Here is a 26,346-nt window from a genome sequence, read left to right as displayed (position 1 = left end):
TTCTGGGGGGCGAGTCGCGCGGCGACGCGGCCGGATGCTCCCACGCCGCACCAAGTGTGCGGCCGACCTTGGGTGACCTCCATGCCGCAGGTGCTGCCCACATCACACACTGGCCCGGGCCCCTCCGTCACGCCGCCCACCCTGCCAGCAACTCCAGCCCTTCACGCTCACGATCAACTGCCGACCCTGACGTTGCACGAGCTTTCCGAGCGCCTGGGCTGGTTCGTCAAAATCCGTTGGTACGCGGGCGCCGCTGCGCTGACCCTCGTCCTGATCGGACGGTACGGCTTCGGCGTCGCGTTCCCCCTGGCCCCGGTCGTGCTCATCGTTACTGCACTCCTGGTCTACAACGCCATTTTCCATGTGCTTGTGCGGCGCGCGTACCAACAAGCGCGGATCAGCGTAACCTTCGTGCATCACTGTGCCAACGCCCAGATCATCTGTGACATGCTCACGCTGGCCGTGCTGATGCACTTTACCGGCGGCGTGGAGAATCCCTTCATCGTGTTCTTCGCCTGCCCGCTCGTGATCGCAGCGGAGCTGCTGCCGAACCGCGTGGCCTACCTGCACGCCCTGCTTGGCGCCGTACTCATCAACTTGATCGCCTGGCTGGAGTTCAGCGGCTGGCTGCCGCACATCGCGGTGGAACGTGTCCCGCCTGCCGATGCATATCACGACGTGCTCAGCGTGATGAAGTTCAGCGTAGCTGTGAGTCTCCTGCCCCTGGCGGTGGTATTCCTCGGTGGCAGCATCTCCCGGCGGCTCCGCCAGCGCGAGGCCGAACTGGAGGTCGCTCATGCGGACCTCGGTGACCTGGAGCGTTCCAAGAGCTTCCTGATGCGGCAGACGAGCCACGACCTCCGCGCCCCCCTGGACACGCTGGTCAGCATGCTACGGGCGGCCGTTCCGGAGGTGCACGGACACGTCGCGCCGCGCGTGGCACAACTGTTGGACCGGGCCGAGCAGCGCGCCACCGGCCTGATGCATTTTGTGGAGGAGTTGCACCGCTACGCCACACTGCGCGAAGTCATGCCCACGGTGCCGAAGGCCGTGGTGCCACTGCACGAGGTGGTGGACGAAAGTCTGGATTTCCACGAGACCCAGGCGGTGCAGCACGGCTTGCGTCTGCACCGCGCCGTGCATGCCGAACTGTACGTATGGGGCAATCGCGAGACGTTAAGCGAGGTGGTCGGCAACCTGCTGAGCAACGCCATCCGCTACACCCCGCCGGAAGGTGAAATCTACGTAACGGCAGCCCGGTACGGCGACGAAATCCGCATCGCGGTGCGCGATACGGGGATCGGCATTCCGGTCGCCGCCCAGGCGCGCATCTTCGAAGAGTTCTACCGGGCTCCCAATGCGAAGGAGCACGCCCGTGACGGCACGGGCATGGGACTTGCCATCGTGCAGCGCATCGTCACGGCCCATGCAGGTCGCATCTGCGTACGCAGCACGCTCGGCCAGGGGACGACCTTTGAGGTGGTATTGCCGGCCGCACACCACGGGGAGCCGCCGTCTGCCCGCGTTCCGGAACACGCGTAGCACGGCCGCAGCCGCCTATCCCTGCTTCTTCAACCGCTCGTCCTTCTCCGCCGCCATTTCGATCGAGCCGACATACATGAAGGCCTGCTCCGACAGGTGGTCCCACTTGCCGGCGCAGAGTTCCTCGAAGCTGCGCAGCGTCTCCTCGGTCTTGGTGTAGTTGCCCGGGAAGCCGGTGAACTGCTCCGCGACAAAGAACGGCTGCGACAGGAAGCGCTCGATCTTGCGCGCCCGCGCGACGATCAGCTTGTCCTCTTCGCTGAGCTCCTCCACGCCGAGGATCGCGATGATGTCCTGCAGACTGCGGTAGCGCTGCAGGATCTCCTGCACCCGGCGGGCGATGGCATAGTGCCGCTCACCGACCACGCCCGGATCGAGCGCGCGGCTCGAGCTGCCCAGCGGGTCGATCGCGGGGTAGATGCCCTTTTCGGCAATCGCCCGCTCCAGCACGACGAACGCGTCAAGGTGGGTAAAGGTCGTGGCCGGCGCGGGGTCCGTCAGGTCATCCGCCGGGACGTACACCGCCTGCACGGAAGTAACCGCGCCCTTCGCGGTCGACGTGATGCGCTCTTGAAGCTCACCCATCTCCGTTCCCAGCGTCGGCTGGTATCCCACCGCTGAAGGCATGCGACCGAGGAGCGCGGATACCTCGGAGCCCGCCTGCGAGAAGCGGAAGATGTTGTCCACGAAGAGCAGCGTGTCCGCGCCGGTTTCGTCACGGAAGTACTCGGCCATGGTCAGCGCGCTCAGCGCCGCCCGCAGGCGCGAGCCCGGCGGCTCGTTCATCTGGCCAAAGACCATCGCGGTCTGGTCGATGACGGACTTGCCGGTGTTGCCGATCTTGGCCTCCTGCATTTCGAGCCAGAGATCATTGCCTTCGCGGGTGCGCTCACCGACCCCCGCAAAAACCGAGTAACCGCCGTGCTGCGTGGCGATGCGGGCGATCAGCTCCTGAATCACGACCGTCTTCCCGAGGCCGGCCCCGCCGAATAAGCCGATCTTGCCACCGCGTACGAACGGCACAAGCAGGTCGATCACTTTGATACCGGTCTCGAACTGCTCGGTCTTGGGCGTGAGGTCCGCGAACTCGGGCGGCTGGCGGTGAATCGGCTCGTAGCGGACCGCGTTCACCGGGCCGCGCCCGTCGATCGGCTCGCCCACGAGGTTGAAGACCCGGCCCAGGGTGACCTCACCTACGGGTACGGTGATGGGGCGGCCGGTATCGGCGATCGGCATGCCACGCACAAGGCCGTCGGTCGAGCCGAGGGCAATGGCGCGGACCTTGCTGCCGCCGAGATGCTGGGCAACTTCGCACCAGAGCGTGTGCTCAGTGGTTTCGCCAGAGAGCGTGGTTTTGACCTGGGCACGCAGACCGCTGTAGATCGCGGGCAAATGGTCAGCCGGAAACTCCGCGTCGAGGGTTGAGCCAATGATCTGGGTGATGCGTCCGGTGCTTTCAGTGGTCGCTGCCATGGGAACCTCCGCGCGGGGCGCGTGAGAATATCAGGATCGGGCAAGTCAGAACTAGGATGTCCGTGGTCGAACCTCACCGCTCGTCGGCCGGACGGTGCCGTGTCCGAACGAATCCGGGCCATTTTCACCGGGATCCGGCGGGCGCCGCACCCCGGCGGCCCACCGCAAGCGTGCCGGCACCATGCTCAACGCGCGCGCTGCAACCTGCAACGAGTGTTCCGCAGAACTCCACGGCACCCCACATGCCATTCTGCACTCCTCAGGTCCGCGACCGTTGCTGAGCTCATCGCAGCAGCGCCGGTACGCCTCTTACCGCCAGCCCCGGCGCTCTAGCGCACCGCGTTCGCGCCACCGACGATGTCTGCCAGCTCCATCGTGATCTGGCTTTGCCGGGCTCGGTTGTACTGCTGTGTCAGGAAACGCGTCATGTCACCGGCCGCATCCGTGGCCGCCTTCATGGCAACCATGCGGGCGACCTGTTCACTGACGATCGAGTCGTTGAAGCACTGGAACAACCGCAGCCGCACCGCCTCGGGGATCAGCTTGCGCAACAACTCCCCCGGTGCGGGCGAAAACTCGAACTCCACTCGGGACGCCGGGACGCCACCCGCAGGCACCTCCGGTGGTTCGATCGGCAGCAGTTGGGCCACTTGCGGCCGCTGCGTGCTGACGCTCACGAAGTGGGTATAGACGACATCCACCCGGGCGACGGCTCCGGATTGATAGGCCTGCATGTAGCGTTCGGCCATCTCCGCCACGCGCGCGAACGCGATGCTGTCCTCCATATTCGTAATCGTCGGTCCAAAAGGAATCCGCAGAAAGCGCAGGTAGTTGATGCCCTTCTTGCCCACCACCTCGAGGTCGGCCTGCTGACCGCGGGCCTGCAGCGCCCGGCGGTGCTCCATCAGGCAGCGCAGCACGGCTGCATTGTAAGCCCCGCACAATCCGCGGTTGGACGTGATGACGAGGACGAGCGCATGCGTCTCGTTCGAACTGGGACGCAGCAGGGGGTGGTCACCGGCCTGCTGACCGCCCAGTGTCTGAATCATCTCGGTGATTTTGCGCGTATACGGCTGGGAAGCAACGGCGCGTTGCAGGCACTTCTGGTAGCGCGCCGTCGCGATAAGCTGCATGGTCTGAGTAATCTTGCGAATGTTCCGCACCGCCTTGCGGCGCTTCACGATCGCCCGTGCTTTGGCCATCGGGGCTCAACTCCCTGTCGATCCCGCCGCGGTCTGCGGCCGCGCGGACACCGCTCTCGCTGCCAATCCCGGGCGTCCGCCGCCGTGGCTGGCGGCCGCCCCGCGACACGCTACTGCGCTTTCGCCTGCTCCGTGAACTGCCGCTTGAAGTTCCGCACCACCGTCTTCATCTTCTCGTCCAGCTCGTCCGTCAATTTGCGCCCGTGGGTGAGCTCCGCCAGCAGGTCGGAATGCTCGTCGTGATAGTGCTTCAGCAGCGCCTGCTCAAAGGCGTGCACCTGGTTCAACGGCACATCATCGAGAAAGCCGCGGGCCCCGGCGTGCACGGCCAGCACCTGGTCCCACACCCCCAGCGGCTCGTACTGCGGTTGCTTGAGCAGCTCGACCATGCGGCGCCCGCGATCGAGTTGCCGCTGCGTCGCGGGATCCAGCTCCGTCCCGAGCTGCGCGAACGCCTCGAGCTCGCGGAAGGCCGCGAGATCCAGCCGCAACGAGCCCGCAATCTTCTTCATCGCGGGCACCTGCGCGTTGCCGCCGACACGGCTGACCGAAATGCCGACGTTCACCGCCGGTCGGACACCCGCAAAGAACAGGTCCGGCTCGAGGTAGATCTGCCCGTCGGTAATCGAAATCACGTTGGTCGGAATGTAGGCCGAGACTTCGCCTTCGAGTGTCTCGATCACCGGCAGGGCTGTCAGACTGCCGCCCGACTTCTTCAGCTTGCGGACCTCGTGCTGCTCCTTGTCCGGCAGCGCGTCGAGATCGTGCGCCAGGGCATGCTCATCCTGCACACCGATGTAGACCTTGCCGTTGACGCCCTGTTCGACACCGGCCGGTGCGCCCTTCTTCACAATGATGCGCTGCTCGGCCATCTTGCAGGCCCGCTCCAGCAGGCGACTGTGCAGATAGAACACGTCACCCGGATACGCCTCGCGGCCGGGCGGCCGGCGCAGCAGCAGTGACATCTGGCGATACGCCTGGGCCTGCTTGGACAGGTCGTCGTAGACGCACAGCGTATGGCCGCCCTGCTCGTACATGAAGTACTCGGCCATCGTGCAGCCTGCGTAGGGCGCGATGTACTGGAGCGGAGCCGGGTCCGATGCGCCGGCCACCACGACAATGGAGTAGTCCATCGCGTCGTAACTGCGCAGCGTCTCCACAATACCCGCAACCGTCGACTCCTTCTGCCCGATTGCGACGTAGACACAGATGACGTCGCCCCCCTTCTGGTTGAGGATCGTATCGAGCGCGATCGCCGTCTTGCCGGTCTTGCGGTCGCCGATGATCAACTCGCGCTGCCCGCGCCCGATCGGGATCATGCTGTCGATCGCCTTGATCCCGGTCTGCAACGGCTCCTTCACCGGCTGCCGTGCCGCAATTCCCGGCGCGATGATCTCGAGCGGGCGACGGAATTCCGACTGTACCGGTCCCTTGCCGTCGAGCGGCCGTCCCAACGGGTCCACCACCCGCCCCACCAGCGCGGGGCCCACCGGCACGCTCAGCAGCCGACCCGTCGTGCGCACCTCGTCACCTTCGCGGATGCCGAGGTAGTCGCCCAGCACGACGCAGCCGATGGTCGTTTCTTCCAGGTTGAACACCAGCCCCACCGCACCGTTCTGGAATTCGAGCATTTCGCCGGCCATCGCACCCGCCAGCCCGAAGACCCGCGCGACGCCGTCACCGATTTCCAGCACCCGCCCGATCTCCGCCACGTCGAGCGCCGACTGGAAGCGGCTGATTTCCTCTTTGATGACACTGACGATTTCGTCTGCCTTGAACTTCATGCTGCCCGTCTCCGGCCGCCCCGGCCGTCCTGATCGACCGCCGAAACGAATTGCCGCGCTGTCCACTTCCTCAAAGCTGCCGGCCGGCATGGCACCTTGCCGCCGACCCGGATCGCCACTTACCCAGCGGCGTCCGATGACGCCCCCCGCACCGTTCGCTCCTGCAACTGCTGCCGCGCGACGTGCAGGTGCCGCCGGATCGAATGGTCGTAGCGAAAATCTCCCACCGTCAGGATCAGGCCACCCAACACTTCCGGATCGACTTCAAACTTCAGCAGCGGCCGCTTGCCCGACAACTGCTCCGCCAGCCGGACAATCTCCGCCTGCTGCCCGGAATCGAGCGGCACTGCCGAGGTCGCCGTCACCTCGACCTGCCCACGGGCGTCTTCCGTCCGCTGGATGAATCGGCTGCGCAGTGCGTGCAGCAGGCCCGCGCGCCCGTGCTGATTCATGACCTGCACGGTGTTGACGACGGTATCGCTCAGCCGGCCCCGGAACATGCGTTCCAGACTCTCTCCCCGCGCTTCCGCGTCGATCACGGCCGACTCGAGCAGGGCCAGCAGTTCCGGCTGGTCTGCCACCAATTCGTTCAACGCATCCAGTTCCGCCCGCACCTCGTCGACGCGCCCGGCCTCGTCCGCCAGCGCATACAACGCCGCGGCATACACATCCGCAACGTCCAGTCCCTTCTCGAATCCATGGGCCATGCACTTCGCCTCGTCGCGTCCGGACGCGCCCTCTCAGTTCAGCTTGCCGCCCGTCGCCGCGATTTCGCGGAGGGCCTCAGCCACGAGTTCCTTGTGGTCGGCCGGCGCGAGTTCCTTCCGGACTACGCGCCGCGCGACTTGCACCGCCAGCTCGGCGGCCTCATCGTGCAGTTCCTTGCGGGCGGTGTCGGTCGCCAGTTGGATTTCACGCCGTGCCCGGGCGATAGTCTCTTCCGACTCGCGCCGCGCCTCATCCTGGATCCGCCGTGAGGTGGTTTCCGCATCACGACGCCCCTCGGCCACGATCGCTGAGGCCTCTTCCCGGGCCTTGTCGAGCTGTGCCTGGTAGTCGGACAATAGCTTCGTGGCGGCCTCGCGTTCCGCCTTCGCTTCTTCGAGCTGGCGGCGAATCGTCGCCTCCCGGTCATTCAGCGCCTGCAGCACCGGCGGCCAGGCAAACTTACCCAGCACCCACACCACCAGCAGGAAGATCACCAGCGTGATGATCGCGTTCGCGATCGAGCCGGCAAAGATGTTCGACTGCTCGTCGGCGGCCAGCACGCTGCCGACGGCCAGCAGATGCACGCCAAGCGCTGCCGCGCGCGGAACCCAAGTCGTCATACGATCGCCACTCCGACCCGGCCGCCGCGCCCGCCCAGGGCGGGCGCCACGACCGGGCTCATTCCTGCACGCCCGAGTTACGTCAGGAGGCACACCAGCACGCCGAACAGCGTGGCACCTTCGACCATCGCCGCCGTGATCAACATGGCCGTGTTAATCCGATTCGCCGCCTCCGGCTGCCGCGCCATCGACTCCACCGCGCTGCCGCCGATCCGCCCTACGCCGGCCGCACCGCCCATCACCACCAGCCCCGCACCGATCCCGCGACCCAGACCACGCAGGCCCTGGTCACCCATCAGCACCGTCTGGCTCCCGGCCGCGGCGACCTTCTCCTCACCCTCCGCCGCAAACGCCACGTCCGCACCGATCAGGCCGAAGCCGACCACGATGAGGGCGAGCGCCAGCATTGCCTGCACTTTCGCCATGACTACCTGCCTTTCTGCACTACTGGTCCGCCGGCGAGGTCGGCCGACGTCGGGTTAGTTCTCGCCATCGCGTATTCCAGCCTCATGGCCCGTTACCTCGCTTACCGGGCATGGCGATTGAACGCGGACTGCGGCGGCGCTGTGGCGCTGCCGTTCAATGGCCGGCTCCCGCCGGCGCAGGCACGGCGTGATCATGCGCTGTTTCATGCGCAGCACCGTGCTCATGTTCATGTTCGTGCTCATGCTCGATGTTGACCGCCTGCCCGATGAACATCGCGCTCAGAAACGTGAAGATGAAGGCCTGCAGGAACGAAACGAACAACTCCAGGAAGAACAGGGCTGTGCCGCCCAGAATCACCGGGATGGCGATGCCGATCGCGGGCACCACGCCCAGCACGGCCACTGCGCCGGCCACGAAGCCCACGATCACCGCCAGCATCACGTGCCCAGCGAGCATGTTCACGAAGAGACGCACGCTGAGCGCGAAGATCTTCGCCGCCAGTCCGACCACCTCCAGAAAGGCAATCAGCAGGTTCAAACCCGGTGGACCCATGAAAAAATGCTTGATGTAGCCCATCCCGTGCAGCCGCAAACCGTTGTACACGATCATGAACAACGTGCAGCAGGCCAGCGTCGCGGTCACCCAGATATTGCCCGTCGCCGTCCCGCCCAGGACATAACCCTTGAAATTCGGCGCGACCAGCAACTGCACCGGCTTGGTCCAATCCATCAGTGGGATCATGCCCAGCATGTTGCAGGTGAGCACGAAGAAGAAAACGGACCAGATATAGGGCACGAAGCGATCGGTATGCGGCCCCAGCGCCGGACGAGCCACATGATCCCGGAGCCCGACGCAAATCACCTCAATCACATTGCCCCACCCTGTCGGCACCAGCCGCCCCACTTCGTCCTGCCCCGCCCTCTTCAGCACGAAACGCGGCAGAAAGTACAGCAACAGCAGCGCGGCCACGACCTGCATGATGATCTGATTACTCAGCAGCACGACACCCCCCGGCGCCAGGATGTTGTGCTGCACCACATGCTCGAGCGGGTCCGCGGCCGCCAACATGCTCATCCGCATTCTTACGCTCCCGCCTCGCCCGCCCGCCGCAGCAGACGCGTCAAGCCCACGACATCCACAAGTAGCAGTACCAGGTGCGCCAATCCGGCCCAGAGCAGCAAGGGCCGCTCGGGCAGTGCACCGGTGAGCCAGACCGCCACAGCCAGGCCCGCCGTCACGCCGAACCGGGCCGCCAGTCCCATCAAGATGCCCACCGGTTGATCCTCCGGCGGGTTCCGCAGCCAGAGAACCGGAGGAATCAGGCCCACCCATGCGCCCGCTAACCCGATACCAATACCGACCAGCATGGGCGCTACCGCGGCCGCCCCCGCCAGTGCCACCGTGGGCCAGTAACCCACCAGCACCAACCCGACCGCAGCGCCGGTCGAAACAGCCGCCAGCCGCAGTAGCAGCCGCCCGCTGCGGTCATCCGCGGTCTTGGTCATCGCCATGGCCCTGGCCAGTTTGCTCACCTTTGGCCCGACGCTCCTCCGCCCGGAAGGCGGCCAGCGCCTGGCGAATCAGGTTGTACATGCCGCCGACAATGCCCGCAAACGCACCGACGATCGTCCATGCCGGCTGAGTCCCGAACCGCGCGTCCAGCCAGACACCCGCAAGCGTCAGCCCGATGATCGCCGCCGCCAACTCGATCCCCAGCGAGGCATACCGGAAGGTACCGCCGCCACCCTGACCGGGCGGCCGGGAATCGCCGGAATCGGGCGAGGTCACACTGCACTCACGCCGGGGGGTACGGGGTCCGGAACCGTCCACCACCGGTAGAAGGCGACCACTGTACCACCCCGCTCCATACAGGAACGAACGGGGCGCGGAATGTAGCGGCGGGCGGAGCGGATCGTCAAGAGCACGACATCTGAACAGATTACTCCGGCGAGCGAAGACACAACTCTCCGAGCACACCGCCCTGGTCCCGCTACGGCCCGTCCCGGGTGCGGTCGCTGCTGCCGGCATGCCCTCACAACCGCTCACGAAGCTGTGCGAGCCGATCCGAATTCACTTGGCTTTCCCCGCGTATTGGGTTATACCGGAGCGCAGCCTAGCCCGGTTGCCCAGGAGCCAGACGGACACCGCATGCCGATTGAGCCGAAGGCGAAGGAACAACAACGTGTGCTGCTGTTCGCCGATCCGGAGGGCGCAGTGTGCGCTTGGCGGGCGCTGTTTGAGCAGTACGGCTCCGTACACCAGGTGGAGTCGATCTCCGACGCCCGCGCGGCTCTGGAAGCGGAACACTTCGATGTCGCCCTTGTCGCCAGCGAGGAATTGCTCCCGCTGACCTCGAACGCCGGACGCGACCAGGCCCGCCTGATCCTTGACGGCATCTCTCACGCCGTGTGCAGCGTGGATCGCACCGCACAGCTTGTCTGGTCCAACGCCGCCTTCCGCCAGTACCCCCCCGACGTCGCCGACCGCCTTCGGGCAGCTTGTTTCGAGATTCTCCAGCAGTTCGAGCGCGACGACAGTCTGCGAACCCGGCGCCGCGCGCTCGAGTTGGATACGGCCTACTACTTCGACATCAGCGCAACCGCCCTGCCCGCGCCCGGTCCCGAGATCGACCGTGTGGTCGCCCTTGTGTTCGATACAACCGCCATGTCGCGCATGCGGCAGAAACTCGACGCCATCGAATCCGCCGGCCGCGAGTTGGTCACGCTGGATTCAGACGTGACCGCACGCATGGAGGTCAGCGAGCGGCTCGCCCGGCTCGAAGACATGGTGATCCGCTACTGCCGCGACCTGCTCCAATTCACCCATTTCGCCGTGTTCGTGCTGGATCCGGGCACCAAGCGGATGGACGCGGTGCTGAGCGGCGGTTTTGGCGAACCCGAAAAGGTGTACACGATCTATGCGGAGCCCGAGGGCAATGGGATCAGCGGGTGGGTCGCCTCGACCGGGCAATCCTACCTCTGCCCGGACATCTCGCAGGATCCCCTGTACCTCTCCGGCTTCCAGAAAGCCCGTTCGTCGCTGACCGTACCGCTCCGGCTCAAAGACCAGATCGTCGGCGTGTTGAATGTCGAATCGGACAAGCTCGCCGCTTTCACCGACGAAGATCGCCTCTTTGCCGAGATTTTCAGCCATTATCTTGCGGTTGCACTCCAGACCCTCAAGCTGCTGGTGGTCGAACGCAGCGAGACCACCGGTCAACTCGCCGCGGAGGTGCGCGCCGAACTGGCCGAACCGCTGAATGAAATAGTCTCCGAGGCGACCTCCGTGCTCCAGCGTGTCGCGGAGCAGAACGCGGAGGCCGCTGCCCGCCTGCGCCGCATCATCGAGCAGGTGGACCGCGCGCGCGAAGTGCTCCAGCAGGTCACCGAGGTGCAGGGCATCCGCGGCCTCATGCCACCGACCGCGGAAATCGATCCGGCATTTCGCAGCAAGCGCGTCCTCGTGGCAGATGACGAAGACATCATCCGCGAAGCGATCGCCGACGTAATGTCCAAGGCCGGCGCACTACCCGTCATGGCCCGGGACGGGCAGGAAGCCGTTGCCATGATTGCCCAGCAGCGCTTTGATCTCGTGCTCTCCGACATCAAGATGCCCCTGCGGAACGGGTACGAAGTCTTCGCCGCCGCGAAGGCGCAGAACCCGCACTGCCCAGTCATCCTGATCACCGGCTTCGGCTACGACCCGGAGCACTCCATCGTCAAGGCCAGCCGGGAGGGGCTGGCGGGCGTTCTGTTCAAACCGTTCAAGGTCGATCAACTCATGGAGCTCGTGACGAAGGCGCTCACGGCGCCCACCGCCTGAGTCTCCGCAGGTCACCGGCATGACGTCCAACCGCAGGCACGCCCACCCCGATGAGCCGCCCCGCCCTCATGCGCCACGCCCGCCTGGCACCGCGGTCCGTGGCGACCCGGGTACCCTCGACGGCCCCCACTTGCACCTGCCCGTGGCCCTTTGCCAGGATCCACGCCGGGCACTCGCACGCGAATGGCTCATCACGAATGGTATCGGCGGGTTTGCCGCCGGCACGATCGGCGACGCCCTGACGCGCCGTTATCACGGCCTTCTCATTGCCGCGATCGAACCCCCCGCGAGCAGGCGCCTGCTCGTTGCCAAGCTCGATACAACGATCACCAGCGGTGGCCTTTCGTACCCGCTCTACACGAACATCTGGCCCGGCGGGGTTGAAACGCCCAACGGCTGTCTATGGCTTCAGCGCTTCGATCTGGCCTGGGGCCTGCCGAGTTGGACATATGCCTGTGGCCCCGCCCAGGTTGTACGTCGCGTCTGGATGGAGCGCGGCTACAACGTCACTTTCGTGCGGTACGAGTTGAGTCCCGACAGCCCCCCGGCCGAGTTGACTACCCGTGTCCTCGTGAATGATCGCCACTACCACTTCCTGCGCCGTGGTGATCAGGCCATCTTCCAGGTACGCGCGGCCGGCGCCGAAATCGAAGTGCGGCCGCCCGCCGGGCGCGCCCCGTACTTCCTGCGCGCCGGCGGCGCAGGTGAACCGAACCCCCACTGGACCCTTGGCTACGATTGGTGTTGGAACTTCGAACTCCCGGAAGAAACGGCTCGCGGGTTCGACCACCGTGAGGACCATCTGTGTGTGGCCACCGCACGCGCAGAGCTGCGCCCGGGCGACACTCTCACATTCACCCTCGCCGCCACCGATGGACGCGACATCACATCCGTCGGTGCGCTCGAGCGCGCCACCACCTCCGCCCGCCAACTGCTCGACCGCCGCCGCACCGTGCTCCCCGTAGGTCACACCGACCCGCCGGCTGTGCAGCAGCTTATACTCGCGGCGGATCAGTTTCTCGTCCGACGACCGGCGACCAGCGCCGACACCGGCGCAGTCGACGGCCATACCGTCATTGCCGGCTACCCGTGGTTTACCGACTGGGGCCGGGACACGATGGTTGCGTTGCCTGGCCTGACGCTCGCCACCGGCCGGCCGGAGCTTGCACGCGAGGTCCTACGGACCTGGGCACGTTACGTCGACCAGGGGATGGTGCCCAACCGCTTCGCCGATGATGCTACCGCCCCGGAATACCACTCCGCCGACGCCACGCTCTGGTACCTGTGGGCAATTGATCGCTACGTCCGCGCCACCGGAGACGTGCGAACCCTCGCCGAGTTGTTCCCGGTCATGGCAGACATCGTGGCGTGGCACCGCCGGGGGACACGGCACCATATCCACGTCGGCGACGACGGCCTCGTCTACGCCGGCGAATCGGACGTCAACCTGACCTGGATGGATGCGAAAGTGGGCGGTCGGGTCATCACCCCTCGCACGGGAAAACCGGTCGAACTCAGCGCTCTCTGGTATGACGCCCTCTGCAACATGGCACGGCTCGCCGATCTGCTCGACCTTCCCAGCGACGAGTATGCCCGCCTCGCACTCCGCACCCGTGGCTCTTTCGCCCGCTTCTGGCACCATGGCCGGGCCTGCTGCTACGACGTCCTGGACGGCCCCCACGGCCCGGACGGTGCCCTGCGACCCAACCAGATCCTCGCGGTGGCGCTCACGCACTCCCCGCTCAGCGCTCATCACCAGCGTGAAGTGGTGGCCGCGTGCGAAGAATACCTGTTGACCTGGTTCGGCCTGCGGACTCTCGGGCATCGGGAGGCCGGTTATCGTGGGCGCTATGACGGTGGTCCGGCCGAGCGCGACGAAGCATATCATCAGGGCACGGCTTGGGGTTGGCTGCTCGGGCTCTTCGTCCTCGCGCATTATCGCGTGCACCGGGACGCGCATCGTTGCCAGGAGTTGCTCGCCCCCCTGCTGTCCCAGGTGTGGACCGCGGGCGTCGGGTCGCTCAGCGAGATCTACGATGGGAATGAGCCCTTCCGGCCCAACGGCTGCACAGCGCAGGCGTGGACCGTGGCCATGGCACTCTGGGCGTGGGATACTACGCAGTGGGTGCCGGAGCGCGGGGCGGTCGCGGGCTGATGCCGAGCTTGCGCATCTTCCGCCAAAGGGTGGTGCGACTGAGGCCCAACTCCTGACAAGCACTCGATCGATTCCAGCGATGCCGCTGCAGCACGACTTCGATCGCGCGCTTCTCAGTTGCCTCCAGAATCGGCAACGCGCCCGTCGGCAGCGAAGGCGCGGCAGGCAACTCATTTCCCCAAGTGGAACCACCGACGGTAATGGCCTCAACCCCACCGACGATGCGACCGTCGGACGACCTCAGGGTTTCGAAGGTTACGCGCAGCTTGCGGGCCGTGTCGCCATCTACCACCGTCAGCTCGCGGCGGCCGTTACCTCCGCCGTTTGCCAGGGCTTCGGCCAGTGGGCAATCCGTGGCGTTGACGCACAGGCGGTTGTGAACGATCTCAAAACAGGGACGGCCCACGGCTTCTTCCCTGCGAAAACCGGTCAACTGCTCCGCCGCGCGGTTGAAGCCCGTAATGAGAAAGTCACGATCAACCGTCAGAACGGCCTCGGATAGGCAGTCGAGAACCGTCTGAAAGTGCTGATATTGAAGCGGCGTGTCCGAAGTGCGCGCGTTCATACTAGGTTCTAGTTTAGCACCGGATAGTCGGATTTGCAAACAAATCGGTCCGAATCTGCATCAAGTACTCTGGATCAGACCGCCAACCGGGTAGAGTGCGTACGACGACCCAGTTAGACTCCTTGGTGCGGCTCTCGGAAACCCAGGCAATCACCCGCAGGACGACGCATGCCCCGGAAGCGCAACCGCCCGACGCGGAATTCGACCGCCCCCACCGCCGGCGCACCCGGCACCACTCCACACCCGGTCACGCAACTCACCCACCGCCTGCTCCTGCTGGCGGGTTTGGTACTGCTCATCGCAGCCATCGTGCCAAGTTACTACCTCGTACGCCAGCAGCTCCATGGTTACGAGCTGCCCGGCTGCGGGCCGGACAGCCCATGCGCAAAGGTCACCGGCGGCTTTTGGGGCAGTGTGCGGTTCGGCTCCGCCCTCGCCTGGCCGGTGTCGTTTCTCGGTCTGGCCTACTTTTGCGCCGCAGCCGGCGCGTGGCTGACCTCCGGTGGGTTTCCGGCGGCACTGGTGCGCTGGGTCTTCCGTTGCGGAGGGTTCGTATCCCTGTTCTTCATCGGCCTCATGCTGTGGAGCGCGGAACTGTGCGCCTGGTGTCTTTCTGCACATGTTCCAAACCTCTTGTTCGTCGCCCTCGTCGAGGGCATGGTCTATTGGCCCCGCCGTCCCCCAGCACTGCGCCGCGCCGCCGTTCCCCTCGGAACTTTCGCCCTGCTCGGTGTGCTCGTCTCTCTCGCGTTAGGCATCGCGCAGGCCCAGGTCCGCGCTGCCGCTGAGCGCACCGCCGAGGCCAGCCACGCGGAATCCGTGGCCGCCATGGTGGACCGCACCCGCCAGCCCACGCAGGCGGACCCTGCGGCACCGTCCACCCAGCCGACCACTGCCCCCACAGCGCGCACCGCCTTCACTGGCCGATTTCGTTGGGGACCGGAGAACGCCCCCATTCGCATCGTGCTTTTCACCGGCTACCAGTGCAACGGCTGTGCGTGGCTGGAGAATCAAGTACTGCAACTCAAACGCACGCGGAGTGACATCTCGCTCTCGATCAAGCACTTTCCGCTCAACCGTGCTTGCAACGAATTCGTAACGACCAGTCCGCAGACCAACGGCTGCTGGGCGGCCCGGGCCGCCGAAACCGCCGGCCTGCTGCGCGGCGTGGAGGGCTTCTGGCAGATGCACGAATGGCTGTTCGCGCGCCAGGGCGGCTTTACCGACCGTGAGCTCAACACCCAACTCCAACAGTTCGGTTACGACATCGCCGAGTTCAATCGCGTCATGCAGAGCAACCTTACCCTCGAGCGTGTGCGGGCCGACACCGTCGAGGCCATCGGTCTCGGCCTCCACCAGACGCCGATGGTGTTCATCAACGGCGTCGAGTTGAAGGGTTGGAACGCGCCGAATTCGCTGATCCGCGCCGTGGAAGCCCTCGCCGCCACCGAGCCACCACCGGGCTCCCCATTCGACGATCAGCCGCTCGCAGCGCGCGACAAGTTCGTCTCCGACTGGCTCGAAACCCGCCCCCGCGTGATGATCCCCCTGCCACAGGCGCCGGCCTACGGCGCCACGGCCCCACGTTTCCACATCATCGTCTTCGGCGACTTCCAGGAACGCTGGACCGTGGTGGCCGACCAGGTGCTCCGCGCCTTCACCGATGCCCGTGATGACGTGCGCTACGAGTTCCGCCTGTACCCCTTCAACGTCGACTGTAATCCCCACCTGCCCGCCGGCGACCGGCGCCACCCCGAGGCCTGCCGCGCGGGGCGCGCGGCGCTCGCGGCCTTGCGCCTGGGAGGTCCGGAGACCTACTGGCGCGTCCACGCCTGGCTGAGCGCGAATCGCGAGGCCGTCTCCGAAGCTACGCTCCGGGCCGCTGCGCCGCAGTTCGGTCTGGATGCCGACGCGTTCTTCGCGGCCATGAACAGCACGGAAACCGAGTCCGAGCTCGCCGCGCATGTCGCTAACGCCAAGCAGCACAACGTGACCGGCGTACCGTGGATCTTCATCAACGGACGCCGTGTGACGACCTGGCAGCACCAGGAGATCATCTACCTGCAGGACATCCTCGCCGCAGCGGTCGCTGAGGAGTGAGGCGTGTCGCGGCACCCGGCACGGCCGCAGGCACGCTGGTTCGCAATGCACGTTCGTACCCCGGAACTACGACGCGCGAAACATGCGCGTCGCGACCCCGTCCCGCCCGACCCGCACGCGCACCTGGGCCAGGCACCGCGGACAACGCCCCTCATAGGAGCGCTCCTCGGGTCGCCGGTAGATGCGCGCGTACACCCCGCAACATTCGAAGTGCACCCCGATAAACGGACGCGCGCCGCCCCGTGCCGGACCCGCTGCTTCCTCCTGGGTGTCGTAGACATCGAACGGCATACGGCCCCTTCCGAGCGCACCGTCCCCCAGCGGACCATCGGCAGCCCTCCCCGCTGTCTTGACCCCCCGCCGCGCCTGCCGGGCTACCTGCCTCGTGCCGCGCGCACGAATGCTGCGACCCGCGCCGCATCTTTCCGACCCGGCGCTGCCTCCACCCCACTTGCGACATCAACCCCATCAAATCCTCCCAGCTTCGCGACCGCCGAGACGTTCTCGGGGGTCAAGCCGCCGGCGCACCATACCCGCGGCGGACGCACCGCCACACGACGCGCCACCTCGGCCAGCAACGGGTAACCCGGATGCACGCCCCCTTTCTGCACGTCCACTATGACTACTTCGATCGCTACGTTCGCGCTACGGGCCTCGTCCAAGTACGCGCGCAGGCCCGCATCGGTTTCCGCCACTCCCTCGTTGGCTGACACTTCCCACGCCCGGATGAGACGTACACCGGGCTGCGCCGCGGCCACCGCAGCGAGCACGCTAACCGGCTCCGATCCGTGGAATTGCACCCACCGCGCCCGCGTCTCCGCCAACGCCACCACCACCTCATCCACCGGCGCATTGCGAAACAGCAGAACTGCCCGCTCCGCTCCGGCCACTCCCACCAATTCCCGCGCCGCGGCAACCGTCACCCGCCGCGGGCTGGCGGCCAGAATGAGTCCGATGCAATCCGCCCCGCACTCCACAGCGAACCGCACATCCTCGGCCGTTGTCAGGCCACAGATTTTGACCTCCACGCGCGGACCCTTCCTAAGGCCACCCCCGGTGCTTTGCCGTATCATCGTAGCATGTTTCTGGTCGTCATCCTGATTCTTGCGCTGGTGCTGACCGTCCAGCGTCCGCTCTATCCGCTGCTGGACGGGGCGCTGCATACCACCACCGCCGTTGCGGTCGCCACGCTCCTGCCCGCAGTCGTGGCTTGGTTCGGCGCTCGCCGCGCGCTGCAGCTCATGGAGCGCTATCCGGCCCGACCCAGTCTCGGGCAGGCCCACTTCGGCTGGGGGCTGATCGCCGCCCAGACCGCCCTTGCACTGGCCCATGCGGCCGTATTCCTCTGCACCGACTGGGCCGTGCTCTGCCGCCAAGTGCCCAAGGTCGGCGGCTGGATCCTCCTGCCCGGCCTACTGTCGCTCGTGCCCTTCCTGCTCTCCGTCCTGCTGGTCTGGATCGTGAGTTATCCCGCCGACCGCGCCGTGCGGCACATCGCGGTCGAACTGTACCTGCTACGCGGCCGGCCGCTGCGGCCCGTCTGGCCCCTGCGTGAGTACGTGGTCTTCAACCTGCGGCACAGCGTCCTTTTCGTGCTGCTGCCCATGCTGCTGATCCTCGCGGCGCACGACGCCATCGTGCTCTACGCCCGGCCGATCCGCGCGTGGACCGGACTGGCCTACGCCCCCGACCTGCTCATCGGTGTCGCCGCGATCCTCGTCGCCGTGGTGGCGCCGGAGATTCTGCGGCACGTCTGGGTTACGCAACGCCTGCCGGACGGACCGCTCCGCGACCGGCTCGAACGCCTCGCCACCAAGCTGCGTCTGCGGTACCGGGAGATTCTCGTCTGGCGCAGTGGCGGCATGCTCGTCAACGCCGCCGTGATGGGCGTGGTGCCCCCCCTGCGCTATGTGCTGATCACCGACGGCATGCTCGAACAGATGGACGACACGAAGATCGAGGCGGTCTTCGGGCACGAAGCCGGTCACGTGAAGCGCAGTCACATCCTCTACTTCCTGCTGTTCGCTTTCATCAGCGGCTGCGCGGTGACCATCTTCGCGGCACAGACGCAGGGCATGTCGGTCAGTTCGGACCCCGCGGTGTTTCAGCGCTACCAGATCCTGGTGACCATTGCGGGCGCGCTGCTACTGCTGAAATGGGTGTTTTTCGGCTGGATTTCGCGGCGGTTCGAACGCCATGCCGACATCTACGGTGCCCGTACGCTCGCCGTCGGTGGCCTGCCCTGTGGGCAGCCGTGCCATCTGCACACGTCGGCGCTCCCGGGCCAGTGCCCACCGGGCGACCCCTTGTGCGCCACGGCCGCGCATATCTTCAGTGATGCGCTGCACGAAGTGGCGGTATTGAATAGCATTCCGCCCGAATCTCCGAGCTTTCGCCACGGTTCCATCGCCTCGCGGGCACGCTTTCTCGTGCACCTGGCGCAGGATCCGCTTGCCACCCAGAGCTTTGAGCGCCTCATCCTGGTGATCAAGGCGGGCATCCTCGCGGCCGCCCTCGTGGGGGGGGTCTGGGCCGCCCACGAACTCGACATCTGGCGCTCCCTGGCGGAGCGCTTCGCACCGCAGTGGCTGGGTTGAGCACGGCTTTCCACGGCTTGACCCCCGCACGGGCTTGCCGAACAATTCGCCCGAGGGCGCGCCGGTCAGGCGCACCCTCACAGTCCACCGGGCAGCCCGGAACCCTCCAGCGAGGGGGCCGCGACCGCCGATGGACTGCTCGGGTGCACGGCACGTGGGCCGCCCCGGACCGCCGGCGTTGAAAGGCAGGCAGATCATGCGCATGGGTGTGCTGTTGCTGGTGGGCATCGGATGGGCTCTGCTCGGTCTGAGTTGCCTGCCACTGGTCGACGAGACCGACCGCGAGCCCAATCACGGACGACAACTCGCCATCGCCCTGACCTCGCAGGATGTGGATCAGACCATCTCCGCAGGCCGTCCCGTTCGGATCGAGTGGGCCGCCGCCAACCTGACCACCAGCCCGGCCCGCATCACGATCCTGCTCGAATCCCGCACCGATCTCTCGCGTCGAACACTCTCCGGACCCTTCGATTTCACGACCCAGGGCGGTAGCGGCAACATCAGTTGGGATACGACGGCCGACCGCGGCCCCTACCGCATCCTGGCCCGTATTACGGCCGGCGCCGAAGTGCATGAATTCACGAGCACGGGCCTGATTACGATCGATGGTCCCGCAACCTTCGACTTCACCGCCCCGGGCGGCGAAATCACCTTCCAGCCCGATCTCGACCCGCCGCTCACGATTGCCTGGTTCGGCGGCGACATCGACGCCCAGGTCCGCATCGGTCTCGATCCCGACACGAATCACGACAGTGGCAACGAAATCTTCATTCGCAACGTGACGCTGACTTTCCCCCCTGCGGCCGGCAGCTTCGGCTGGAACGGCCGTAATCTGGCCGGCACTGTCGTGCCGTCCGGGACATACAACCTCTTCGCGGTAATCGCCGAGGACGACGCGGAGGACCAGTTCGTCCTCGGACTCGCGGTCATTACGATTCCATAATGCATGCAACACGGCACCCTGCTGGAGGCGTAGCGGCGATGACGGCAAACCGGCAACTTCTGCGCGTGGGACTCGCGGGCCTGGGAGCCATCGTGCTCACGAGCGCGGCCGGCTGTTTCCCCTCCACGATCTGGGCGAACCAGACCAAGGAGCGAACCGGCAACATCACGCTGCTTTTCATCAACAACACGCCTTACCGGGCCGTGTTTACCTGCGGTACCTGGGATGAGTGGGACCGCTCCCCCGGGCCCATCAACCTTGAGCAGCGCAACCTGGACGGCAACACGACATTGGCCCCCCTGACGCTGCCCTGCCGGCGTAACACCGCGATCGGCTCCGATCTGCTCGTGCGCCGTGTCATCGCCCTGGAGCGTGACCTCGAAGACTCCTTTCGGCCGGAGTTCTTCGATACCGTCGTACGCTTTTCCCGCGCCCCCGGAGGTAGTGATGCAGCCCCCCTGCCTACCGAAGGCACGGCCGAAGGCATCGGCAAGTTGCTCGGCGTGGATTACAGTTGCGGCGACCAGCTCGTCTTCACGTTCGAGGTTGATCCGGATGCCCCCGGCGGCTTCCGCATCGACTTCGAGGTCATCCTCGACAACACACGGGACTGATCCGCGCAGTCAAACTAGAACGGCGGATCAGCCGCCGTACCGGTCACCTTGGCCGCTGCTTCGCTGATGGCTTTCAACGGAGTCGAAGGCACGAAGGCCTCGAGTCGCACGACATCCTGCTCCATGTAGAAGCCATAGCCAGCGAGCGGCTGTTCATCCGCGCTCAACTCCAGCGTCGGTGCCGGCAACCCGAGCATACTTAGCATGCCCAGCACCTCGCGCGCCAGCAACCCGAGATCAGCCACCAGGAGGGACTGTGCGCCCGGCGTCAGGCGCTGTCGCAGCGCCTGGACCCGCGGATCTTCCGCCATCGACGGCAGATCTCGCGCCAACAGCCGCGCAAGCTGCTCCCGGGCAGCCACCTGCGGCCCGAATGCGTACGCCAGGCCTTCCGCGTGCTTCGCGATATATAAGGTGGGATCCTCCCCGTAGAACGAACCCATCATCGGCTGAAACTGCAGTTCGCTTTCGTCGATGTCAAACGCGAACGACTCCACCTGCTCCCCGGCCATTTCAAACGCTGGTTGCGGCCGCATCGCCGCCGGAAACGTCCCCCAGGCCGTAAGAAACTCCGGTGCCAGCTCTGTGATCGCCTTGAACTCACGCAGCGTGTCACTCGGTCGCTCTGTGAGGTACAGCCCCCAGTACAGCATGCCGGTCTTCGGCCGTAGACTGAACGCCGCGCTCACACCCGGCACCATGCGATTCAGCTCGGTGCAGCGTTGTTGCAGCCGGTCGGCCGCTTCGGCGCCAATCTGCCGGCGGACCACCTCCGAACCGAACATCGCCTTCATCATCGCGTCGTTGAGCGACACCGTATCCGGACCGGCCGCCCACTCGTACGACACTGCGAAACTGGCCGGACCGGCCGGCAGGCCGCGGAAGAGATCCCGCTGTGACGGCCGCACCTGCCGCAGATATTTCGCGATCGAGCCGTCCGGCGTGAACCGCGCGCGGGCCTCCATGAAGACCCCCTCGCGGTCCAGATGCAACCCGACAACACACGTCCGGGCTTCGGACAACGTGGTGCGGGCCTGCTCGATCAGGAAATTCCAGACCAGTCCCGCAATCTCAACGTCGGTGCCGCTGGTCGCCATGCCCAGATAAAGCGTCTGCAGGATGAGGTTGAGACGCTCATTCCACTCGGCGTGTACGGCCGCCACATCGATGTAGGCGATCAGGTGCCGGCGCTCCAGGTCATTGCCGACCGCTTCGCGGAACTGCTGCAGGAAACGCCGATTTCCGCCGGTGGCCGTACGCAGGTCCGCACTGTCGCGCGCGAAGATGACAACGTCTCCCTCCGTAGCGCCGACGAAGCTTTGCGGGCCAAGCTCGTAAATCGTCAGTCCGTCCGCGAGCCGCTTTGCTTCGGTGCAGCCCGCCCACGTGGTCTGGCAGCCGATCGTGGTGATGAGGACCGGGTCACCATAATCACGTGGCAACGCAAACACGAGCGGTCCCCGCAACTCCACCGCCTGGACCGCAGCCCCAATCGCCGCCCCCAACAGCCGCTCCGCATCCACCTCCGCCAGCAGCGGCGCACCGATGGCTGTGCCGAACGTCGTGAGGCCGTTGAGCAGCGCTTCGATGTCCGGGACCACAATCACGATGTGGGCGTCCGACGGCACATACGCCAACGCGCGGCCCAGGCGGGCGTCGAACAGATTGACCGAGGCGGGTTGCGTGGTCGTGGGCTCGGCCGGAGCGGCCGTCGGTTGCGGGGGCGTAACTTCGTCCAGTGCCGGTTCACCCCAACCGGCAGCGCCCCACACCACCATCAGCATCACGATCCACATCACTTGTACTCCTGGTCGCGCACCCCCTCTTCGTTCACACGCAACCGCGAAGGCGCGGAGCGGCGCCCGCTCGCAGAATTAAATCGCCGACCACGCGCTCTGTCGATGAACGCGGGACAACTTCCGACAGCGGCAACTTCGGCACACCTCCCCGCCACGCCTGGATCTCAGGCTTCCACGCAGCCCACTGCCGGCAAGGCAGCCCACGCAGCATAGGCGGAGTCGTGCGCAATCTACACGACTCGCCGTCGGCCGCGCTGCGCCGTGGTTATCGGCCATGCCCCTGCTCTGCTACACGCCCTTCCACCGCCGGCCGATACCAACCGTAGCGGACAGCCCGGCCAGCACCGGGTCGCAGCACTGCCGCAGGAGGTCTCCGTACTCGATATGCCGACTCCACCTCCAATCGTCAGCGACGCTGAGATCGACGCCGCTCTCGCCGAGGCGGAGCGCCAGGTGGACCAGATTCCTAGTCTGGAAGACGAGGCCCGCCTGCCGCCCGGACTCGTGCCCGTCGAAACCCGGGCGGCTACCCTGCTGAACAGTGCTTCCGCACCTCCAACAACGCAATCCCCAGCCGCGGCCACGATGGCAACACCCGCCGCGCCTTCCACCGACACGGGTGCAGCCACACCGGAAATCGAATCCGTAGCTGCCACCACGGCACCGAACCGGACATCGCTGCTCGATCTCATCCTGTTGGCGCTTGATTTCCTGCTGCACATGCTCAACTGGCCACTTCGTCGCCTTGCCCCGGAGGCGCGCAACCTGGTCGGCGTCGTGGCAATCATCACGCTGGTCATGGCGCTGGGCGCAAGTTTTCTGCCCCTGCTGTGGCCCCCGGAGAATGCCGCGTCCGCGCTCCAGCGGCAGGCCGACGCCCAGCGTGCCCGGCAGGCCCAGCTCGAGCTCCCATCGCCCTGAATGCAGACAGGTCGCGGGCCGGCGGTTCAGTTCAGATTGATGGCGTCAGGATCGGCGATCCGCCGGTAGGTGCGGGCGATGGCCGCAAGCGTATCCAGGTGCTCCAGCACACTGCGCGCCCGCACGAAAGCATCCGCCTCCCCCAGCAGCGACTGGCGCAGTTCGGCCTCGACCGGCAACTGGGCAGCCATCACGTCGCTCACGATGTCGAGATCTAGGTCTTCGGTCGCCAACCGCAGCCAGCCGGACCGCAAGTCCGGGTCCAACGCCGGGTTGCTTCGCACAGATGCGAACAGCGCCGTCCGCAGTTCCCCCTGCTCGTGGTCATCGGCCGTGCAGAACGTGTCCACCATTTCGATGCGGGCCTGCCGATAGTCCTCCTCGCCGACCTCCTGCACGATCCGGGCGCGACCAACGCCGCGCAGCAGCACGTTGTAGTCCCCGTCATCGACCTCTTCAGACTGCACGATCTGCCCAAGCCCGACCAGCGGGTGAATCGGCGCCCTGCGCGTGTGGTACAGCGGCTCGAAGCCGGGCTTCAGCAGCGCGATTGACAAAATCCGCGGACCCGCCAGCGAGGCCTGTGTCATCACGCGATAGCGCGGCTCAAAAATGCGCAACGGCAGCAGTGTGCGCGGAAACAGCACCACGCCCGGCAGCGGAAACACCGGCACGACTTCGGGTAGATAAAGGAAATCTTCGCTCATGCCACGTCTCGCTGCGAAGGTGGGCACGGGAAAAATCCCGGCCCCCGCACATCATTATAGGCCCGGCACGCGCGGTTCCCGTAGCAGACGTTCGATCTCCGGCGCCGTCTGAAAGCGGCGGCCAGCCACGTGCGTGAGATGATAGTCGAAGAGCGCGAACCAGCCCGGCAGCGGCCCGTCCGTCGGCGTGCTGCCCAGCACCCCCGGCAGCACGCGCAATTTCTCCACCAGGTGCGGTTCGCAGTCGCGGCAGATCAGCCCCCCACTGCCCGAACTGAAGAAGTACGGCTGGCTTGAAGTCCAGCCCCGATTGCACGACACACAGCGGTCGAGCACCGGTGCGTATCCGATCGTCCGCAACAGCGTCTCCTGGAAGCCCGTGATCGCCGGCCCAGCCGGCGGCTCCCCCGCCAGCGTCGCCAGCGTCGTGTACAGCCCACGGTACAACTCCGGCGCTGGGTCGCCCGGTTCGGTCAGCCCCGCGACCAGCTCGGTCGCGTACAGCGCCCCGTACAGCCGCAGTAGCGCTCGCCGCACGCCGCCGAACGCTTCCCGCTGGCGCCATTCAGTGAGCGTACCCAATTGCGCATCCCCACGCGCCGGAACATACTGCACCCCCCCGCATTCCAGCAGATCCAGCCCCGGCGCAAAACGCTGCCTCGTACTGCGCCGCACACCTTTCGCAATCAGACGGAGCTGCCCGGCCTCGGCCGCGAACAGCGTCGCGATCTGCGAGGACTCCGAATACTCCGTGAGCCGGAGCACGATGGCTTCATCGCGAAGGGTGGCCATAACGCGCAGGAAATCCGGGGGCTGTGCCGGGCTTGGTGGCGCTCCGCCCAGGCCCTTACAATCCGCACGGGACTGTGGCGCCGTCCGGCATTGTAGCCAGGAGCCAGCAGGTGGAAATGCCCTCACTTTCTGCGTTCGTCGGCCACTGCGTGGTGCTCGATACCGCCAGCCCCCTGGTCTACATCGGCCACCTTGCGGCCCTCGACGACCGCGGCTACTGGCTGCGCGAGGCCGACGTCCACGACCGCGACGAAGGGCACAGCACCAAGGAAAAGTACGTCAACGATGCCTCGCTGCTCGAAGCCGACGGCCTGCGCCCCAAAAATCGCCGGCAGGTTTTCGTCGAACGTACCGCGGTCGTCAGCATCTCGCTGCTTGCTGACGTGCTCGCTGAAGGCGCCGAGAGCGACAACCTGCGGTGGCCCACATGAAACTCACCTGGCAACGTCTCACCGTCCGCCCCCGTCACCGCTTCGCCACCTCCGGCTGGGCGACCGAGGTCAAGGAAAACCTCGTCGTCTGCCTCACCCACGACGGCGTCACCGGCCAGGGTGAGATCGTACCTTCCGCTCTCTATGGGCAAACCCTCGCGGCCAGTGAACAGGCCCTGGCCGCCATCGCCCGCGAGGAACTGCTGGGGGATGATCCGTACTGCATCGAGCCCATCCTCACCCGTTTACTGGCGCGCTTCGACGATCAGCGTGCCATGATCGACGGACTCGACGCCGCCTTGCACGACTGGTGCGGCCGGAAACTCGGCGTCCCCGTCTGGCGGCTGCTCGGGCTCGCACCCGCCCGCAAACAAACCACCTTCACGATCGGCGTCGCCGACCCGGAACTGACCCGCATCAAGGTGGATGAGGCCCTCGCCGCCGGGTTCGACGCGCTCAAAATCAAGGTGGGCACCGACACCGACGAAGACACCCTCGACTATATCCGCAGCCGTTTCGACGGCCCTCTGTTCCTCGACGCTAACCAGGCCTGGACTCCCGCCACCGCCCCCCAGCGTATCCGCGCCCTGGCACGCTACCGGCCGACGATCATCGAACAACCACTACCGCCCGCGGACTGGGAACATCTGTCCGCCCTTCGCACGCTCGGTGTTGCTCCCATTTTTGCGGACGAAAGCTGCGAGCGACCGGCCGACGTGGTGCGTCTGCGAGACAGCGTCGACGGCGTGAACATCAAGTTCACCAAGTGTGGCGGCATCCGCGAAGCGCTCCGCATGATCGCGCTTGCCCGCGGCTTCGGACTCCAGACCATGCTCGGCTGCTTTGTGTGCAGCAGTCTGGCGATCGCCCCCGCACTCAGCATCGCCACCCTCGTGGATTACGCCGATCTCGACGGCGCGCTGCTGCTCGCTGACGATCCTTACACAGGCATCACGCGCACCCGCGGTGTCATTGCCCTTGGCGATGCACCCGGTCTCGGCGTCAGCGCACGGCCATAAGCACACGACGAGTGTACGACCTCGTCACAACCACGACACAGGGGCGCGGGGAGCATCGCGTCCCGCTGACGGCCCGGCGGTTACGATGCACGCCATCGCCTCCGTCAGAGTGGCTGGACCAGGAGT

At 66.1% G+C, this 26,346-nt stretch carries 25 protein-coding genes; 10 read left to right on the top strand and 15 right to left on the bottom strand.

From position 1 onward, the window contains the following. Nucleotides 1-81 precede the first annotated feature (81 nt). Nucleotides 82-1,542, top strand: coding sequence for a HAMP domain-containing histidine kinase (locus IPM18_15530; GenBank protein MBK9120991.1), 1,461 nt, complete (start codon nt 82-84; stop codon nt 1,540-1,542). A 15-nt stretch (nt 1,543-1,557) separates the two neighbouring features. Here IPM18_15530 and atpD read toward each other — a convergent pair whose 3' ends face one another. The 9 genes from atpD to IPM18_15485 form a co-directional block, all read right to left on the bottom strand. After that, nucleotides 1,558-3,015 (bottom strand): F0F1 ATP synthase subunit beta, encoded by a 1,458-nt coding sequence (gene atpD, locus IPM18_15525; protein ID MBK9120990.1) that lies wholly within the window; start codon nt 3,013-3,015, stop codon nt 1,558-1,560. Nucleotides 3,016-3,344: 329 nt separating this feature from the next. Continuing rightward, on the bottom strand, nt 3,345-4,217 hold the full coding sequence (gene atpG, locus IPM18_15520) for an ATP synthase F1 subunit gamma (protein MBK9120989.1): 873 nt from the start codon (nt 4,215-4,217) through the stop codon (nt 3,345-3,347). 110 nt (nt 4,218-4,327) lie between these two features. After that, nucleotides 4,328-6,001 carry a F0F1 ATP synthase subunit alpha gene (locus tag IPM18_15515; protein ID MBK9120988.1) on the bottom strand — a complete coding sequence of 558 codons (1,674 nt, stop codon included), beginning with the start codon at nt 5,999-6,001 and terminating at the stop codon, nt 4,328-4,330. A gap of 119 nt (nt 6,002-6,120) precedes the next feature. After that, nucleotides 6,121-6,708, bottom strand: coding sequence for an ATP synthase F1 subunit delta (atpH, locus tag IPM18_15510; protein MBK9120987.1), 588 nt, complete (start codon nt 6,706-6,708; stop codon nt 6,121-6,123). A gap of 33 nt (nt 6,709-6,741) precedes the next feature. Further along, nucleotides 6,742-7,329 carry a F0F1 ATP synthase subunit B gene (atpF, locus tag IPM18_15505; GenBank protein MBK9120986.1) on the bottom strand — a complete coding sequence of 196 codons (588 nt, stop codon included), beginning with the start codon at nt 7,327-7,329 and terminating at the stop codon, nt 6,742-6,744. 77 nt (nt 7,330-7,406) lie between these two features. After that, complete coding sequence (locus IPM18_15500; protein ID MBK9120985.1) at nt 7,407-7,625, bottom strand: ATP synthase F0 subunit C; 219 nt, start codon at nt 7,623-7,625, stop codon at nt 7,407-7,409. Between the two features lie 283 nt (nt 7,626-7,908). After that, nucleotides 7,909-8,835: a F0F1 ATP synthase subunit A gene (atpB, locus tag IPM18_15495; GenBank protein MBK9120984.1), complete on the bottom strand. Its 927-nt coding sequence runs from the start codon at nt 8,833-8,835 to the stop codon at nt 7,909-7,911. A 2-nt stretch (nt 8,836-8,837) separates the two neighbouring features. Further along, complete coding sequence (locus IPM18_15490; GenBank protein ID MBK9120983.1) at nt 8,838-9,287, bottom strand: hypothetical protein; 450 nt, start codon at nt 9,285-9,287, stop codon at nt 8,838-8,840. Further along, nucleotides 9,241-9,783: an AtpZ/AtpI family protein gene (locus IPM18_15485; protein ID MBK9120982.1), complete on the bottom strand. Its 543-nt coding sequence runs from the start codon at nt 9,781-9,783 to the stop codon at nt 9,241-9,243. The genes IPM18_15490 and IPM18_15485 overlap by 47 nt, the downstream gene beginning before the upstream one ends. A gap of 120 nt (nt 9,784-9,903) precedes the next feature. Here IPM18_15485 and IPM18_15480 point away from each other — a divergent pair, with 120 nt between their 5' ends. Both IPM18_15480 and IPM18_15475 read left to right on the top strand, forming a co-directional pair. Then, on the top strand, nt 9,904-11,577 hold the full coding sequence (locus IPM18_15480) for a response regulator (protein MBK9120981.1): 1,674 nt from the start codon (nt 9,904-9,906) through the stop codon (nt 11,575-11,577). A 19-nt stretch (nt 11,578-11,596) separates the two neighbouring features. Further along, entirely contained in the window at nt 11,597-13,732 is a 2,136-nt protein-coding gene (locus tag IPM18_15475; GenBank protein ID MBK9120980.1) for a glycogen debranching enzyme family protein, read from the top strand. Here the strand turns inward: IPM18_15475 and IPM18_15470 are convergent. Beyond that, entirely contained in the window at nt 13,692-14,297 is a 606-nt protein-coding gene (locus IPM18_15470) for a PAS domain-containing protein (GenBank protein MBK9120979.1), read from the bottom strand. The two genes, IPM18_15475 and IPM18_15470, sit on opposite strands and share 41 nt — an antisense overlap. A 168-nt stretch (nt 14,298-14,465) precedes the next feature. Between IPM18_15470 and IPM18_15465 the strand changes: the two genes are divergently transcribed. Then, nucleotides 14,466-16,397, top strand: a complete 1,932-nt coding sequence (locus IPM18_15465) for a thioredoxin domain-containing protein (GenBank protein ID MBK9120978.1) — start codon at nt 14,466-14,468, stop codon at nt 16,395-16,397. A 66-nt stretch (nt 16,398-16,463) separates the two neighbouring features. Here IPM18_15465 and IPM18_15460 read toward each other — a convergent pair whose 3' ends face one another. Beyond that, on the bottom strand, nt 16,464-16,688 hold the full coding sequence (locus tag IPM18_15460) for a hypothetical protein (GenBank protein ID MBK9120977.1): 225 nt from the start codon (nt 16,686-16,688) through the stop codon (nt 16,464-16,466). 83 nt (nt 16,689-16,771) lie between these two features. Further along, on the bottom strand, nt 16,772-17,425 hold the full coding sequence (locus IPM18_15455) for a phosphoribosylanthranilate isomerase (GenBank protein MBK9120976.1): 654 nt from the start codon (nt 17,423-17,425) through the stop codon (nt 16,772-16,774). Nucleotides 17,426-17,476: 51 nt separating this feature from the next. Here IPM18_15455 and IPM18_15450 point away from each other — a divergent pair, with 51 nt between their 5' ends. The 3 genes from IPM18_15450 (at nt 17,477) to IPM18_15440 (ending at nt 20,551) form a co-directional block, all read left to right on the top strand. Beyond that, nucleotides 17,477-18,994 carry a M48 family metalloprotease gene (locus IPM18_15450; protein ID MBK9120975.1) on the top strand — a complete coding sequence of 506 codons (1,518 nt, stop codon included), beginning with the start codon at nt 17,477-17,479 and terminating at the stop codon, nt 18,992-18,994. A 196-nt stretch (nt 18,995-19,190) separates the two neighbouring features. Beyond that, nucleotides 19,191-19,937 (top strand): hypothetical protein, encoded by a 747-nt coding sequence (locus IPM18_15445; protein ID MBK9120974.1) that lies wholly within the window; start codon nt 19,191-19,193, stop codon nt 19,935-19,937. 38 nt (nt 19,938-19,975) lie between these two features. Beyond that, a complete protein-coding gene (locus IPM18_15440) occupies nt 19,976-20,551 on the top strand; it encodes a hypothetical protein (GenBank protein ID MBK9120973.1) in 576 nt (191 codons plus the stop codon). Between the two features lie 14 nt (nt 20,552-20,565). On the opposite strand, the gene IPM18_15435 is transcribed toward IPM18_15440, so the two are convergent. Continuing rightward, entirely contained in the window at nt 20,566-22,347 is a 1,782-nt protein-coding gene (locus IPM18_15435; protein ID MBK9120972.1) for a hypothetical protein, read from the bottom strand. A gap of 264 nt (nt 22,348-22,611) precedes the next feature. On the opposite strand from IPM18_15435, the gene IPM18_15430 reads away from it, so the two are divergent. Further along, nucleotides 22,612-23,271 (top strand): hypothetical protein, encoded by a 660-nt coding sequence (locus IPM18_15430; GenBank protein ID MBK9120971.1) that lies wholly within the window; start codon nt 22,612-22,614, stop codon nt 23,269-23,271. Between the two features lie 26 nt (nt 23,272-23,297). Here the strand turns inward: IPM18_15430 and IPM18_15425 are convergent, their stop codons facing one another. Together IPM18_15425 and recO are read right to left on the bottom strand one after the other, a co-directional pair. Beyond that, nucleotides 23,298-23,978: an LON peptidase substrate-binding domain-containing protein gene (locus tag IPM18_15425; GenBank protein MBK9120970.1), complete on the bottom strand. Its 681-nt coding sequence runs from the start codon at nt 23,976-23,978 to the stop codon at nt 23,298-23,300. A gap of 54 nt (nt 23,979-24,032) precedes the next feature. After that, nucleotides 24,033-24,770, bottom strand: coding sequence for a DNA repair protein RecO (gene recO, locus IPM18_15420; protein ID MBK9120969.1), 738 nt, complete (start codon nt 24,768-24,770; stop codon nt 24,033-24,035). A gap of 116 nt (nt 24,771-24,886) precedes the next feature. Here recO and IPM18_15415 point away from each other — a divergent pair, with 116 nt between their 5' ends. Beyond that, complete coding sequence (locus IPM18_15415; GenBank protein ID MBK9120968.1) at nt 24,887-25,201, top strand: hypothetical protein; 315 nt, start codon at nt 24,887-24,889, stop codon at nt 25,199-25,201. Further along, nucleotides 25,198-26,220: a dipeptide epimerase gene (locus IPM18_15410; protein MBK9120967.1), complete on the top strand. Its 1,023-nt coding sequence runs from the start codon at nt 25,198-25,200 to the stop codon at nt 26,218-26,220. Before IPM18_15415 ends, IPM18_15410 begins: the two co-directional genes overlap by 4 nt. Nucleotides 26,221-26,346: the final 126 nt, after the last annotated feature.

Source organism: Phycisphaerales bacterium, from assembly GCA_016716475.1.
GTDB lineage: Bacteria > Planctomycetota > Phycisphaerae > UBA1845 > Fen-1342 > JADJWG01.
Note: the sequence above shows the minus strand (reverse complement) of the source record. Positions and strands in the feature narration are given on the sequence as shown.